Source organism: Sphingobium sp. ba1 (assembly GCF_000743655.1).
GTDB lineage: Bacteria > Pseudomonadota > Alphaproteobacteria > Sphingomonadales > Sphingomonadaceae > Sphingobium.
The window spans coordinates 9,273-21,848 of sequence record NZ_JPPQ01000006.1 but is presented as its reverse complement, the minus strand read 5'-3'; the positions used below and the strand labels follow the sequence as shown (position 1 = coordinate 21,848).

The 12,576-nt window shown below is 64.5% G+C and carries 19 protein-coding genes; 2 read left to right on the top strand and 17 right to left on the bottom strand.

Features of this window, described 5'->3' with window-relative positions; translation table 11 throughout:
- Together IL54_RS00215 and pdeM are read right to left on the bottom strand one after the other, a co-directional pair.
- On the bottom strand, positions 1 to 1,365 hold a 1,365-nt coding region (locus IL54_RS00215), incomplete at its 3' end, for a TonB-dependent receptor (RefSeq protein ID WP_037472079.1).
- Between the two features lie 188 nt (positions 1,366 to 1,553).
- Positions 1,554 to 2,213: a ligase-associated DNA damage response endonuclease PdeM gene (pdeM, locus tag IL54_RS00210; protein WP_037472474.1), complete on the bottom strand. Its 660-nt coding sequence runs from the start codon at positions 2,211 to 2,213 to the stop codon at positions 1,554 to 1,556.
- 67 nt (positions 2,214 to 2,280) lie between these two features.
- Here pdeM and trhO point away from each other — a divergent pair, with 67 nt between their 5' ends.
- Positions 2,281 to 3,105, top strand: a complete 825-nt coding sequence (gene trhO / locus IL54_RS00205) for an oxygen-dependent tRNA uridine(34) hydroxylase TrhO (RefSeq protein ID WP_052027491.1) — start codon at positions 2,281 to 2,283, stop codon at positions 3,103 to 3,105.
- 13 nt (positions 3,106 to 3,118) lie between these two features.
- Here trhO and IL54_RS00200 read toward each other — a convergent pair whose 3' ends face one another.
- Genes IL54_RS00200 through IL54_RS00185 form a run of 4 tightly spaced genes read right to left on the bottom strand, consistent with a single transcriptional unit; the run spans position 3,119 to position 5,184 of the window.
- Positions 3,119 to 3,379: a hypothetical protein gene (locus IL54_RS00200; protein ID WP_037472077.1), complete on the bottom strand. Its 261-nt coding sequence runs from the start codon at positions 3,377 to 3,379 to the stop codon at positions 3,119 to 3,121.
- A 5-nt stretch (positions 3,380 to 3,384) separates the two neighbouring features.
- Positions 3,385 to 4,125, bottom strand: a complete 741-nt coding sequence (locus IL54_RS00195; protein WP_193378789.1) for a YgjP family zinc-dependent metalloprotease — start codon at positions 4,123 to 4,125, stop codon at positions 3,385 to 3,387.
- Positions 4,082 to 4,519, bottom strand: a complete 438-nt coding sequence (locus IL54_RS00190; RefSeq protein ID WP_037472073.1) for a YcgN family cysteine cluster protein — start codon at positions 4,517 to 4,519, stop codon at positions 4,082 to 4,084. The genes IL54_RS00195 and IL54_RS00190 overlap by 44 nt, the downstream gene beginning before the upstream one ends.
- The gene (locus tag IL54_RS00185) at positions 4,507 to 5,184 is read right to left on the bottom strand and encodes an SCO family protein (protein WP_037472071.1); all 678 of its coding nucleotides are present in this window, start codon (positions 5,182 to 5,184) and stop codon (positions 4,507 to 4,509) included. Before IL54_RS00185 ends, IL54_RS00190 begins: the two co-directional genes overlap by 13 nt.
- Before the next feature lie 66 nt (positions 5,185 to 5,250).
- On the opposite strand from IL54_RS00185, the gene IL54_RS00180 reads away from it, so the two are divergent.
- Complete coding sequence (locus IL54_RS00180) at positions 5,251 to 5,838, top strand: ankyrin repeat domain-containing protein (RefSeq protein WP_237236528.1); 588 nt, start codon at positions 5,251 to 5,253, stop codon at positions 5,836 to 5,838.
- A 139-nt stretch (positions 5,839 to 5,977) separates the two neighbouring features.
- Here IL54_RS00180 and IL54_RS00175 read toward each other — a convergent pair whose 3' ends face one another.
- The 11 genes from IL54_RS00175 to IL54_RS22455 all read right to left on the bottom strand — a co-directional run.
- A complete protein-coding gene (locus tag IL54_RS00175; protein WP_037472470.1) occupies positions 5,978 to 6,472 on the bottom strand; it encodes an MmcB family DNA repair protein in 495 nt (164 codons plus the stop codon).
- Positions 6,473 to 6,580: 108 nt separating this feature from the next.
- Complete coding sequence (locus IL54_RS00170) at positions 6,581 to 7,252, bottom strand: cell wall hydrolase (RefSeq protein WP_037472069.1); 672 nt, start codon at positions 7,250 to 7,252, stop codon at positions 6,581 to 6,583.
- A 179-nt stretch (positions 7,253 to 7,431) separates the two neighbouring features.
- Entirely contained in the window at positions 7,432 to 7,779 is a 348-nt protein-coding gene (locus IL54_RS00165) for a DUF1491 family protein (protein WP_037472068.1), read from the bottom strand.
- Positions 7,772 to 8,269, bottom strand: coding sequence for a PaaI family thioesterase (locus IL54_RS00160; RefSeq protein ID WP_037472066.1), 498 nt, complete (start codon positions 8,267 to 8,269; stop codon positions 7,772 to 7,774). Before IL54_RS00160 ends, IL54_RS00165 begins: the two co-directional genes overlap by 8 nt.
- Entirely contained in the window at positions 8,229 to 8,696 is a 468-nt protein-coding gene (locus IL54_RS00155; protein WP_037472065.1) for a PTS sugar transporter subunit IIA, read from the bottom strand. Before IL54_RS00155 ends, IL54_RS00160 begins: the two co-directional genes overlap by 41 nt.
- 129 nt (positions 8,697 to 8,825) lie before the next feature.
- Positions 8,826 to 9,431 (bottom strand): ribosome hibernation-promoting factor, HPF/YfiA family, encoded by a 606-nt coding sequence (hpf, locus tag IL54_RS00150; RefSeq protein WP_037472063.1) that lies wholly within the window; start codon positions 9,429 to 9,431, stop codon positions 8,826 to 8,828.
- A 68-nt stretch (positions 9,432 to 9,499) separates the two neighbouring features.
- Entirely contained in the window at positions 9,500 to 10,201 is a 702-nt protein-coding gene (gene dnaQ, locus IL54_RS00145) for a DNA polymerase III subunit epsilon (protein ID WP_037472062.1), read from the bottom strand.
- Between the two features lie 33 nt (positions 10,202 to 10,234).
- The gene (gene coaE, locus IL54_RS00140) at positions 10,235 to 10,828 is read right to left on the bottom strand and encodes a dephospho-CoA kinase (protein ID WP_037472061.1); all 594 of its coding nucleotides are present in this window, start codon (positions 10,826 to 10,828) and stop codon (positions 10,235 to 10,237) included.
- Positions 10,828 to 11,652 carry a shikimate dehydrogenase gene (gene aroE / locus IL54_RS00135; protein ID WP_037472060.1) on the bottom strand — a complete coding sequence of 275 codons (825 nt, stop codon included), beginning with the start codon at positions 11,650 to 11,652 and terminating at the stop codon, positions 10,828 to 10,830. The genes coaE and aroE overlap by 1 nt, the downstream gene beginning before the upstream one ends.
- Positions 11,649 to 12,254, bottom strand: a complete 606-nt coding sequence (locus IL54_RS00130) for a Maf family protein (protein ID WP_037472059.1) — start codon at positions 12,252 to 12,254, stop codon at positions 11,649 to 11,651. The genes aroE and IL54_RS00130 overlap by 4 nt, the downstream gene beginning before the upstream one ends.
- A gap of 10 nt (positions 12,255 to 12,264) precedes the next feature.
- On the bottom strand, positions 12,265 to 12,576 hold a 312-nt coding region (locus IL54_RS22455; protein ID WP_037472468.1), incomplete at its 5' end, for a kinase/pyrophosphorylase.

The window sequence follows — 12,576 nt, the reverse complement described above, 5'->3', positions numbered from 1 at the left end:
GATCAGCGGCTGAGTGGCAAGGCCACTACCGCAAGCGGCGAGCTGCTGCGCGGTGAAATTACTGTTAACGCTGGCTCCTGCCATCAGGCGGCAGGCGGCAAAGCGACCATAGTCCGCGCCGAAACGGATATTATCCTGCAAAGTCAGCCGTTCATTGGCATAATAGCCACCGACCAACCAGTCGAGGGCATCGCCAAAGGCAGAACCCTGCGCCCGCAATTCCTGCGTGAAGGTTTTGAACTGGCGATAAGTGTTGGGGTCGCGGTAGAGCAGGTCGGCGCGATTATAGTCATAATCGCCATAGTCGCTCGACTTGTAATCGCGATAGGCGGTGATGCTGGTCAGCTTCACGCCGCCCAGATCATAATTGATCTCACCCGATACGCCCCAATCCTTCAGCTTGCTGACATAATCGCGGCCAGGCGTGATGGTCAGTTCCCGGTCATAGGGGTCGGCGGCGATTACACTGCCCTGCCCTGCCAGGATCGCGGCAATGCGATTGAACGGCGCATCGGTGTAGCCGCCACCTGCGGCCGGGCGGCGCTCGCGCGCTTCGGTATAGGCCGCGCCGCAGCAGCTTTCGTCGCGATTGGTATAATCGCCGATCAGGCGGATCGACAGGTCGTCATTCGGCTCGATCAGCGCCTGTCCGCGCAGGAAATAGCGATCACGGTCATTGGTGTCGCCCACGGTAGCGCCAGCGGTGTCGACCAGTTTGTAGAAGCCATCGCGCTTGGACCATACGCCATCCAGGCTGAGCGCGATGCCATCGGCGATCGGCCCGGTGACGCGACCCGACAGCCGCCAATAATCATAATTGCCATAGGTGATCTCACCCTTGGCGCTGAACGTCTGTTCGGGAGCCTTGCTGATGATGTTGATCAGACCCGCCGACGCATTGCGGCCGAACAACGTGCCCTGCGGCCCGCGCAGCACTTCGACCCGTTCGATCTCGCCCAGTTCGTTGAGGCCCGCGCCGGTGCGCGAGCGATACACGCCGTCGATGAACACCGCGACCGAGCTTTCGAGGCCGGGATTGTCGCCGACCGTGCCGATGCCGCGGATACGCGCCGACGCATTGGCTTCGGACCCGGTGGAGGAAACAAGCAGCGAAGGGGCGAGCTGGTTGAGGGTGCGGATGTCGCTGGCGCCGCTATTCTGCATCGCTTGCGCGCTGACGGCGGACACGGCGATCGGCACGTCCGACAACGGACTGGCGCGGCGGGTGGCGGTGACGATGATCTCGGCCGCATCCTGCTCGGCGGCGGCCTGCGGTGCCGCGACGTCCTGCGCCTGCGCGCCGGTTGCACCCATGACGAGCGCAATCACCGCAGCGGTCGATGCCCAAAGGCTCTTGTTGGTCATGATGGTCAATCCTCTCCTGCCCGCGCGGCTTTTTGCCGGGTCGGGACGTGCGGGTGATTATGCTGCCACAGCCGGGTTAAGGCAATAGACCCTAGCTTTTCTGCGCTTTTTTGCGGATGCGATGACAGAATGTTCATGCCCTGTTGCTTATCGGCAACGGCTTAATTTCCGGTTTCCGTAGCGTCGCCTTACGATAACGGAAAGCGGAGCATTCGGTCGGCAACCGGCACCAGCGCGGCTGCACCCGGCCCCACGGCACGCCGAATCTCGCCATGGCCCGCATCCAGCCCGCCGGTGAGCGCGCCGAGCGCAGGCAGAATCAGCTTGGTATCCGACGCGACGAAGCAGCGCCGCGCCACATGCCGCCCGCGCAGCGACAGGCGCAGCTTGGGATGAAAATGGCCGGATATTTCGGGCCGAACATCCTGGGGGGCTGCTTCATGCCGCAGCCATATTCCCCCGACCTCCGCCTCGGCGACCCGGCGCCCCCCAGGCATCGCCGCCACGCCGACGTCATGATTGCCAGTGATCCAGGTCCAGTCCAACCGCTGCGTCAGCGCATCCAGCCGCCCACGCGCCTGCGGGTCCAGCCGCGCCGCGCCATCGGCATCATGGAAACTGTCGCCCAAGGACCAGACCGCCCGCGCGCCGGTCCGCGCCACCAGCGCCTCGATCACGTCCAGCGTCGCCTGGCTGTCATGGGGGGGCAAGAACTGGCCGAAACGCGCGTACCAGCTTGCCTTTTCGAAATGCAGATCAGCCACCAGCAGCGCACCGTGCAAGGGCCAGAATAGCGCGGCTTCCGGCAAGGCCAGAAAGTCGTGCCCCGCGAACGAAAGGGGAACCATGGCCCCGCCTATGCGCCTGTCCGTGCCCGCTTTCAAGAGGCGGCGCAAAGCCCTATAGGCCACCGCCATGTCCTATACCGTCGCCGCCCTCTACCGGTTCGCCACTCTGGCCGATCCCGACGCCATCGCCGCCGATCTGCGCGCGCGCTGCGTCGATCTTGGCACCTGCGGCACGCTGATCGTCGCGCGCGAAGGGATTAACGGTACGGTGGCGGGCAGCGCCGACGCGGTCGCGACGCTGGTCGCCCATATCCGCACCCTGCCCGGCTGCGCCGACCTGGACGTCAAATATTCCGCCGCCAACAGCGCGCCCTTTGCGCGGATGAAGGTGAAGGTGAAGCCGGAGATCGTCACGCTGGGCGTCGGCGACCTTGATCCCGCAAGCCAGGCGGGCACGCATCTCGACCCCGCGGCATGGAATACGCTGATCGCCGATCCCGACACGATCCTCATCGACACGCGCAACGCCTATGAGGTCGCGATCGGCACGTTCGAAGGCGCGATCGACCCCGAAACCCGCGCCTTTCGCGATTTTCCCGGCTGGTTCGACGATTTCGCGCAAAATCTCCGCGATCAGGGCCGGACGCCCAAGATCGCGATGTTCTGCACCGGCGGCATACGCTGCGAAAAATCCACCGCGCTGGTGAAGGCGCGCGGCTTCGATGACGTCTATCATCTCAAGGGCGGGATATTGCGCTATCTGGAGGAAATGCCGGAGAGCGAAAGCCGCTGGCAGGGCGATTGCTATGTCTTCGATGAGCGGGTCGCGGTGGGCCATGGCCTGAAGCTCGGCGACTATAGCACCTGCCGCGCCTGCGGCCTGCCCTATCCCAACGACGCCGAGCATATGTGCGCCGCCGACGGATCAGGAGTGTGGCCACACCGAGGTTAGAATCACCCACGGATTAAGGCACCGTCTCCACCAACTCCGCTATCTCGAAACTATAGCTTTTCCAGCCCCGCATCCGCGCGCCATCCTCGGCCGCCGCGCGTTTCTTCTTCGCCTCAGCCAGCGATCGCGCATGGCCCCAGAACACCTCGGTCTTGCCATTGTCGAGCAAGGCGACGATCCGCCAATAATGGGTGAAGGGGTCGGCCGTAGGCCCGATCGTCTTGACATAGCCGTCCGCCATCGTGGCCGTTAGATAGCGTTTCTTACGCGCCATGCCCCCTACCCCATATAGCGATGCAGCCCGGCCCCATGCGCACGCAGCCAGGCGCGCGCGGGCTTCGGGTCCGCGCCATAAATGCGCACATGGGCGGCGTGAAAGGCCGGACTGTGGTCCATATGCAGCAGGTGTGCGAGTTCATGCGCCACCGTCGCCCGCCGCACCTCTGGCGGACACAGGATCAACCGCCAGCTATAGCGGATCGCGCCCGACGATGTGCAACTGCCCCAGCGGCTGCGCGGATCGCCCACGCCCACCGATGCGACGATCAACCCATGGTCGCGCGCCAATTCCTGTGTCTCGGTCTCCAGCACCGCTTTGGCCCGCCGCACCAGCCAGCGCAGCACCCGCGCGCTCACCGATTCCGCCGCGCCACCCAGCAGCAGCCGGTCACCCTCCAGCCGGATCGTGCGGCTCGCCCCCGCCTCCCAGCAGATGCGCACCTCGCGCCCCTCCAGCGGAAAGACCGCGCCATCGCTCAGCGGCGTCAGCACCGGTTGTCGCGCCAATTGCTGCCGCACCCAGACCTCATGATCCTGCGCCCAGCCCAGCGCCCGCTTCAAATTCGCGCGTACCGGCATCGACAGCCGCACTTCGCCACGCGTCCCGTCGATCGTCAGCCGATAGGCGCGCGCCCGTGACGATCGGCGCACCCGCACCGGCGTCGGCACGCCATCGATCAGGATCGCGGCGTCGGGATCAGATATCCCGGTCGACAAGATGATTCTCCCAGTCGCCCGCATCGGCCTCCGCCACGGTCCACCCCCGCACCGATTCGCGCGCGCGATGCACCGCTTCCCGGTCGCCGGACAGCAGATAATGCCAATCGGGCAGCGGCAGCCCCTCCCCGCGCAGCCGATAGGCGCAGGTGCGCGGCAGCCAGCTGATCTGGCGCACCTTGGCCGGAGTCAGCCGCACGCAATCGGGCACGAATTTGCGGCGGTCCTTGTAATTGCTGCACTGGCCGCTTTGCCGGTCGAGCAAGCGGCAGGCGACATTGGTGGGATAGATGCGCCCGCTATCCTCATCCTCGGCTTTATGCAGGCAGCATTTGCCGCACCCGTCGCACAGGGCTTCCCACTCAGCCCGATCGAGCTTGTCGAGCGGCTTTTCCCAGAAGGGTGTCACTTGATCCATTTTTGCAAGAACGCCAGCACCTTGTCCGGCGCGCCCTCGTCCACGTCCGGCGTGCCGGGATCATCCACCGGGACCAGCGCCACCGGCTTGCCGTCGGGATCGAACAGATAGGGCGTGCGGCTATGCCCGACCAGATAATCGCTCGCCCCCGCGACCTTCTCGCTATTGTAGATGACGACGAAATCCTTGGCGACCTTGGCGATCTGATCGGGTTTCCCGGTCAGGCCGATGAGGCGCGGATGAAAGGCCGCGACATAGGTTTTTAGGACAGCGGGCGTATCGCGCGCGGGATCGACGCTGATCAGGATCGGCTGCACCTTGGCGGCACGCTGTGGCGCGGCCTTCTCGAATTGGGCAAAGGCCTGCATGATCCGCTGCAGATCGACCGGGCAGACATCGGGGCAATAGGTATAGCCGAAATAGACGATCCGATACTGGCCCTTATAGTCGTCCCAGCGCGCAGGCTTGCCGTCCTGATCGGTCAGGGTGAAGGGCGCGCCGATGCGCGCACCGGCCAGTTCGCCCTGCACGCTGTCGCCGCTTGATGCCCCGCTTGATGCCCCGCTTGATGCATTGCCGCCAGCGCCCATATTACAGGCAGCCAGCAGGGCGAGGCAGGATAGGGTGAAGAGCATCCGGGCTTTGTTCATGGCGTGGCCAGCCATGCCCTGCTAGGGATGGATTTGCAAATGCAACGGGGCGCGATGATGAAGACCAGGTTTGTTTCTGCCATGATGACCATGATCGCGGCGGCGCTGCTCGTGCCCGGCGCGGCGCAGGCGCAATTTTCCGACGCCTATAATTTCCTGAAGGCCGTCAAGGACAAGGATGGCGAGAAGGTCACTGACCTGATCCAGAAACCCGGCTCCACCGTGATCAACAGCCGCGACATCAACAGTGGCGAAAACGCGCTGCATATCGTGGTCGCGCGCCGCGACGCGACCTGGCTGTCCTTCCTGCTCGCCAAGGGCGCGAACCCCAACCTGACCGACAGTGATGGCAACACCCCGCTTATGGACGCGGTGCAGGGCCGGTTCGAGGAAGGCGTGCAGACGTTGCTCGCCAACAAGGCGCAGGTCGACAAGACGAATGGCAGCGGCGAAACCCCGTTGATCCGCGCCGTGCAATTGCGCGACCTCGGCCTGGTCCGCCTGCTGGTGGCGCAGGGCGCGAACCCGGACAAGCGCGACAGCATCGCGGGCATGTCCGCGCGCGACTATGCCGCCCGCGACAACCGCACCCCTGGCCTCATCGAAGCGCTCGCCGCCGCCAAGCCAGCGGCCAAGCCGGCCGGTCCGGTGCAGGGCCCGGTTTTCTGACTCCCTAAGCTGCCCCCACAATAGCCGTCATTCCGGCCCTGAGCCGGAATCCATTAGCCTCTCTCCTGGAGAGAGGCTCAGCGGTAGAGCCAATGGATGCTGACTTTCGTCAGCATGACGATCCGAACGCATTCACGCCCTACCAGCCAATCTCCGCCGCATGATCCGGGTCGTTGATCGCGGTCAGCCGCCGTGCCGCGCGCCGGGCGAAGCGCAGCGTCTCCGCCTTGCGCCGCGCCGCCGCCAGCGGCTCGATCGGCGCGGGCCGGACTAGCTCCGCATCATATTGATCGGCAACGATCAGCCCGGTGCGGGCGGGCCATAGCGCTTCGCTATCAAACAGGGTCACGTCGAACCCCATCGGCACCGCCCAGAAATAGCGGTCGCAATAGTCGAAATAATCGGGCCATTTCATGTCGCCGAGCAAGTCCGCCCGGCTACACTTGATCTCGACAATGGTCAGCCGCCCGGCCCCGTCGATCGCCATGATGTCGGCGCGCCGCCCATTGGGCAGCGGCACCTCCATGATCCCGCTCATATCGTGCCGGAAGAACAGGCGCAGCGTCCCCCGCGCAACGGCCAAAGCGGTGCCGTCCGTCAAAGGGGAGCAGGTGTCGGATATCGCAGCGTTCATGCCGCAATCATAGAACAAGGCAGGAACAAAAGAAAAGGCCGATTCGGATTATCCGAACCGGCCTTTTTTGATGTGTACCCAAATGTGCCTCGGCACATTCCACAGTACTCAGCGATAGAAGATATGATTGTCGATCATCGCCAGCTTGGCCTTGCCCCAGCCTGGCGATACGCGGCGGGCGTGGAAGAACAGCGCGCCTTCAGCCCGGCTGTCCCAAGCGTCGGCCATGGCGATCTGCGCAATGGCAACGGCCTGACGCCAGCTGCGGCTTTCGGTGCGGATCGGCGGCATGCCACCGCCGCGCACGAAGCTGAACTGGCTCGGTTGATAGACGACGCCGCACAGGCTGCTCGCGAACCGGCCGGACTCGGCGCGATTGATGATCACGCGCGCGACGGCCAGCTGGCCTTCCAGGCTTTCGCCCTTGGATTCGAAATAGACCGCTCCGGCCAGGCACTGCATCTCGCCATCCAGCTGTTCGGGCGTGCCTTGGGCATCGACCAGCGCAGCGAGGCTATCGGCCTGCATCTCGGAGAAGGTGGAAGAAACATTGTCGGCCTTAGGGGCCGAAGCCAGCGGCTGCACGATCTCGCGCGGCGCGGCAAAGGTGACGGCGGGCTTGGCACCGGCTGAAGGCGCTGTGGTCAGCGCATTGTCCCTGGACAGGGACACCGAAGATGGGATGGCTTCACCGGCCATCGACATGTCGGATGCCGTGACCGCAGCAGCGGCGGACAAAGCAAAGGCCGCGATAATCGCAGCTCTTAGACGAAAACTCATTTTTACTCAAAATCATGCGGTTCTTGGCCGGAAACGTCGTCTTTTTTAACCCACTTTGTCCGACGACCGGCCGCCCCCCGTCTGCGTGTTTACCGCGCCCGCCCCCCTTGGACGATTGCGGCAACCTGCGCGTTCAGCGTGGGCGGGCCTCTGCACGGGCCATTGCGATATGTCAACGATCAGCAGATTGTTTCAGCGGCGAGCCGTTCCGCTTCCGGGATGTCAAGTTCGATGACCCACAGATCGGGGTCCGACCGGCGGCGCCGCTCGATATAGGGAACCATGGCTTGCGCGCCCTCTTGGGGGTCGGGTCCACAGCGCATCAACGCATGACCGCCGGAAAAGTTCGACACCCGCTCGAACAGCCCGGTTTCCTGCCCTTTTTCCAGCGTCTGGACCAGAATCACGCCGCTTATGTCATCGCCTTTGACCAGGATGGTGGCAAAGCCCCCGGCCGCCGCCACCCGCCGTCGCAACGCGCCGACCAGCATCGCGCTGGTCAGCCGGGCGGGCGGCTGTTCAGCCATGATAGCCGGGCAGCGAAGACAGCGGGAATTGCGACCGCATGAAGGTGCCGGTGCCCCGTCCGACCTCTTCGCCATGCGAATCGACCAGGCTGGCTTCGGCGACATAGACTCGGCGCTTGCCGCTGATCCAGCGCCCCTCGGCGCGGATTCGCCCCGGCGCGATCGGCCGGGTGAACAGCAGGTTGAAAGCGGTGGTGAGCAGGAAGCGATCGCTCACCAGGCTGTTGGCGGCATAGAAAGCCGCATCGTCCAGCATCTTGAAATAGACCGTGCCATGGACCGCGCCTGCGGCATGGAACTGGCTTTCATCGACGTCGAAGTCGATGACGCAGCGTCCCGGTTCGCTGATCGCGATCTCCGACCGGAACAGCCGATTGATCGGCGCGGAACGATAGAGATTTTCGAGCGCCCGGAAATGCGCGGTCTCGCCGCTGTCCGGTACGCCGGACTCAGGCTGCGTCACGCGCCCCGCCACCGGCCAGCAGGGCATGGAGCGCCCCGGTCGAACGCGCACCGCGCAACCGGGCGACCTGCGCCTCGTCACGCAGATAGCGCGATACCCGCGCCAGCGTCTTCAGATGTTCCGCCCCGCTGTCGACCGGCGACAGCAGCGCAAAGACGATATCGACCGGCAGATCATCGACCGCATCGAATGGCGCCGCCGGATCGAGCAGCACGACCACGCCGCACATCTTGTCGAGACCTGTGATCTTGGCATGGGGAATGGCGACGCCGCCGCCGAAACCGGTCGAACCCAGCCGCTCGCGATCGAACAGCGCGTCAGCGACCATGTCCGCGTCCAGCCCATAGGCATCGGCGGCGAGCGCCGCGATCCGCTGGAACAACTGCTTCTTGCCGTTCACAGACAGGCCCGTGGCGAGCGCGTCGGGTGAAACGATATCGTTGAAATGCACCATCACATGTCCGATCCAACCGAGCCGCGCCCAGTCAGGACTTCATGCGCCTATGCTCAGGGAATTAAAGCCCGGCCCCATAAGCCGCCTGCGCCACGAGGTCAACAGGCGGCCCTTGGAACCGGGTAGCGCTCAGCTTGCCTGGATGCGCGGTTCGACCCAGCCGATCGTCCCGTCATGGCGGCGATAGACCATGTTGTAGGCCGCCGTCCCGGCATTGACGAACAGCAGCGCATTGGTGTTGCGCAGGTCCAGCATCATCACCGCGTCCGACACGCTCGCTTCGGGAATATCGACACGGGTTTCCGCGACGATCAGCGGCGCGTCCTCGACCTGTTCCTCTTCATCCGCGGGCGAGGCGAAGATGGTATAGCCCGCCCCGTCAATATCATCGATGTTGAAGCTGCTCACCCGCTGCGCTTCTGCGGCGACAGCCTGGCCATGGCGGTCCTTCAGGCGGCGCATATAGCGGCGCAGCTGCTTTTCGATCCGTTCGGCCGCTTGGTCGAAGGCGGGATGCGCTTCCTGCGCCTCGCCCGCGCCTTTGAGGATCAGGCCGGTCATCACATGGCAGACGATGTCGCAGTGAAAGGCGCCATGCGGGGCCGGTCGAAAGGTCACATGCGCGGAGATTGTGCGGGAAAAATATTTCTCGGCAATCGCTTCCATGCGGGTCGCGACATGCTCCTTGAGCGCCTCGCCCGTATCGACCTGATGCCCGGAAACACGAATATCCATATGCCTTCTCCTTGTTCTTGCGGGCCGCAGGACACGGCCCGGTTGACTGGGGGCATGCAGGCGGATTGTCAGTCCGCCAGTGCCCCCTCCAGCCAGAGCGGCTTGTCGAGCGTTCTGATGAACGCTCCATGCCGTTCCAGCTCCGTCGCGCTCGCCGCAAAGACGCGCGCGGGACGAACTGGGCGAACCGCGACCTGCGCCGCGAGTTCCGCCGCAACCTCTTCTTTTGCTGCCTCCTGTGCCAGACCCAGGCCGATCTGACGGCCACCGGTCAGTTCGATGTAAAGCTGCGCCAGCAATTCGGCGTCGAGCAGCGCGCCATGTTTGATGCGATGGCTGCGGTCGATGCCATAGCGGGTGCAGAGCGCGTCCAGGCTGTGCTTGGCACCCGGATGCATGGTGCGCGCGATCGCCACCGTGTCGATCATCCGGTCGAGCGACACTTCGCCGCGCCCGCACAGCCGCAATTCATGGTTGAGGAAGCCGAAATCGAACCGCGCATTATGCGCGACCAACGGGCTATCCTCCAGAAAGGCGAGCAGGTCTGCAACGCCGCTGGCAAATAGCGGCTTGTCCGACAGGAAATGGCTCGACAGGCCATGCACCGCTTCGGCGGCGGCGGGCATGTCGCGCTGGGGGTTGTAATAAGCGTGGAAGGTCCGACCGCTAGGCACACGATTGATAAGCTCGATACAACCGATTTCGACCATTCTGTCGCCGGATGCCGGGTCAAATCCCGTCGTTTCGGTATCGAATATAATCTCGCGCATCGCCCTCTTCATATCGACTCTATGGGCCAACCCTTATCTGCCTGTCTTGCGGCCAAGGCAAGCGACCAGACGTCGCACCTGCGCACGGGTTTCGGCAAAGGTCGTGCCGGTCTGGATGAGATGATCGGCACGACGACGCTTTTCCGCGTCGGGGGTCTGGAGATGCAGGATCTGGCGGAATTTGGCGACCGTCATGCCCGGCCGCGCCAGGACGCGCTTGCGCTGTTTCCACGCAGGAGCCGTCACCACGATCACGCCCGCCAGCCGCTTCTGTCCGCCCGTTTCGAACAGCAAGGGAATGTCGAGCAGGACGAATGTGCGCGATCGGTGACGGCGCAGAAACCGGCTCCGCACCGCGCGCACCGCCGGATGGACGATCGCTTCGAGCGCCTTGCGTTCCTGCGGATGCCCGAACACCGCCGCGCCCAGTTTCGCGCGATCCACACCCTTGGGGCCGGTCGTGCCGGGAAAGCGCGCCTCGATCGCGGGCAGCAGCGCGCCGCCCGGCCCTTGCAACCGATGCACCTCGGCATCAGCGTCGAACACCGGCACGCCTTCACGGGCGAACATCGCCGCGACCGCCGACTTGCCCATGCCGATCGATCCGGTCAGGCCATAAATCTTCATCAGTCCGCCGCGAGCAGCAGCGCGCGCAATTCGGCGTCCAGTTCGCGGGGCGCATGCGCGTCGAAGAAGATGTCGAACGCCAGCGCCGCCTGGCCGATCAGCATTTCCAGCCCATCGAGCGTCTTGAGCCCACGAGCCCGCGCCGCCTTGAGCAAACCCGTCTCCAACGGCGCATAGACGATGTCATAGACCGTCGCGCTCGGCGGCAACGGCGTCAGGTCCAGGTCCAGCACCGGCTGCCCCACCATGCCGAGCGACGTCGAATTGACGAGCAGGTCGACGGCCGGCAGGGACTCGCCCATGCCGATCACCGCGCCCTTCACCCCGGCATGGTCGAGCATCGCCTGCGCTTTCGCCGCATCGCGCGCCATGACGGTGATGTCGGGTACGCCAAGGCTGGTCAACGCAAATAATATCGCCCTTGCCGCCCCGCCCGCGCCGATCAGCACGACGCTGCGCCCCTTCCACCGGTCGCGCAGCAAGGGCTGCAAAAAGCCGCCCGCATCGGTATTGGTGCCAATGAGCGGCCCGCCGGTTTCGCTGGCGATCGTGTTCATCGCGCCGATCCGCTCGCGCACCCCACCCGGATCGTCGGTAAAGTCCATCACCGCCATCTTGTGCGGAATGGTGACATTGCACCCCAGCCAATCAGGGTCGGCCCGCCGCTGCAGGAAATAGCTGGCCAGCCCGTCGGGCGTCACATGCGTCTTGCGATATTCCGCCTCGATATCCAGCGCGTTGAGCCAGAAATTATGGATGAGCGGCGATTTGCTGTGCGCGATCGGATCGCCGATCACTTCGGCATAGGGAAGGCCTTGAGTCATGCCGTCAAAACACCCCGCACACGCAAAAAGTCAAGCAAGGGCAGCAAGGGCAAGCCTTGGATCGCGAACTGGCTGCCCTCGACCTTGGCGAACAATTGCGCGCCCGGCCCCTCGATCCGGTAGCAGCCCACGCACCAGCGGCATTCGTCCCAGTCGCCATCCAGATAGGTCGCAATGAAGGCATCGGACAAGGGCCGCACCATCATCCGCACGCGCTCGATATGCCGCCATATCGGCTCACCATTCAGCACGATCACCGCCGCGCTATGCAGATGATGCACCCGCCCCGACAGCAGCCGCAATATCCGTTCGGCATCGGCGCGATCGACCGCCTTGTCGATCATCACGCCGCGTTCCTCGCCGCCATCCAGGCTCAGCGTCTGGTCGCATCCCAGCACCAGCGCGCCCGGCACCCGGCGCGACACTTTGCGCGCCTTGAGTTCCGCCAGCGCATCGGCCAGCGCCCGCGCATCCAGCCCATCAGCGCGCAACGCCTCCTTCGCCGCTTCCTCATCGACGCCGGGCGACAGCGCCTCGAACGGCACCTGCGCCGCGCTTAGCAGCGCGCGGCGGCTCGCGCTTTGCGATGCCAGCACGATCATGCCCAAAACCTCATAAAGCGTCGCCTTCCGCCAATTCCCGGTCGTTGAACAGGTTGATGATCGCCGCCGCCGCTTCCTCGATCGACCGGCGAGTCATGTCGATCACCGGCCAGCCATTGTCGGCGAACATGCGCCTGGCAAAGGACAATTCCTCCTGCACCTTGTCATTGTCGACATAGGCGGTTTCGGGTGCCTGGTTGAGCGAAAGCAGCCGGTTGCGGCGGATCTGGATCAACCGTTCGGGGCCGACCGTCAGCCCCACGACCAGCGGATGTTTGAGGCTGTAGAGGTTTCGCGGCGGCGGCGACTCCGGCACCAGCGG

What these genes read in the sequence shown, in the direction of transcription:
- IL54_RS00130 (WP_037472059.1), bottom strand. Translation starts at nt 12,254, where the DNA reads ATGATCGTGCTGGCATCGCAAAGCGCGAGCCGCCGCGCGCTGCTAAGC.
- dnaQ (WP_037472062.1), bottom strand. Translation starts at nt 10,201, where the DNA reads ATGCGCGAGATTATATTCGATACCGAAACGACGGGATTTGACCCGGCA.
- coaE (WP_037472061.1), bottom strand. Translation starts at nt 10,828, where the DNA reads ATGAAGATTTATGGCCTGACCGGATCGATCGGCATGGGCAAGTCGGCG.
- IL54_RS00200 (WP_037472077.1), bottom strand. Translation starts at nt 3,379, where the DNA reads ATGGCGCGTAAGAAACGCTATCTAACGGCCACGATGGCGGACGGCTAT.
- IL54_RS00170 (WP_037472069.1), bottom strand. Translation starts at nt 7,252, where the DNA reads ATGAGTTTTCGTCTAAGAGCTGCGATTATCGCGGCCTTTGCTTTGTCC.
- IL54_RS00165 (WP_037472068.1), bottom strand. Translation starts at nt 7,779, where the DNA reads ATGGCTGAACAGCCGCCCGCCCGGCTGACCAGCGCGATGCTGGTCGGC.
- IL54_RS00180 (WP_237236528.1), top strand. Translation starts at nt 5,251, where the DNA reads ATGATGACCATGATCGCGGCGGCGCTGCTCGTGCCCGGCGCGGCGCAG.
- IL54_RS00155 (WP_037472065.1), bottom strand. Translation starts at nt 8,696, where the DNA reads ATGGTGCATTTCAACGATATCGTTTCACCCGACGCGCTCGCCACGGGC.
- IL54_RS00190 (WP_037472073.1), bottom strand. Translation starts at nt 4,519, where the DNA reads ATGGATCAAGTGACACCCTTCTGGGAAAAGCCGCTCGACAAGCTCGAT.
- aroE (WP_037472060.1), bottom strand. Translation starts at nt 11,652, where the DNA reads ATGACTCAAGGCCTTCCCTATGCCGAAGTGATCGGCGATCCGATCGCG.
- IL54_RS00175 (WP_037472470.1), bottom strand. Translation starts at nt 6,472, where the DNA reads ATGAACGCTGCGATATCCGACACCTGCTCCCCTTTGACGGACGGCACC.
- pdeM (WP_037472474.1), bottom strand. Translation starts at nt 2,213, where the DNA reads ATGGTTCCCCTTTCGTTCGCGGGGCACGACTTTCTGGCCTTGCCGGAA.
- IL54_RS00185 (WP_037472071.1), bottom strand. Translation starts at nt 5,184, where the DNA reads ATGGCTGGCCACGCCATGAACAAAGCCCGGATGCTCTTCACCCTATCC.
- hpf (WP_037472063.1), bottom strand. Translation starts at nt 9,431, where the DNA reads ATGGATATTCGTGTTTCCGGGCATCAGGTCGATACGGGCGAGGCGCTC.
- IL54_RS00160 (WP_037472066.1), bottom strand. Translation starts at nt 8,269, where the DNA reads ATGCCCTGCTGGCCGGTGGCGGGGCGCGTGACGCAGCCTGAGTCCGGC.
- trhO (WP_052027491.1), top strand. Translation starts at nt 2,281, where the DNA reads ATGTCCTATACCGTCGCCGCCCTCTACCGGTTCGCCACTCTGGCCGAT.
- IL54_RS00195 (WP_193378789.1), bottom strand. Translation starts at nt 4,125, where the DNA reads ATGCGGGCGACTGGGAGAATCATCTTGTCGACCGGGATATCTGATCCC.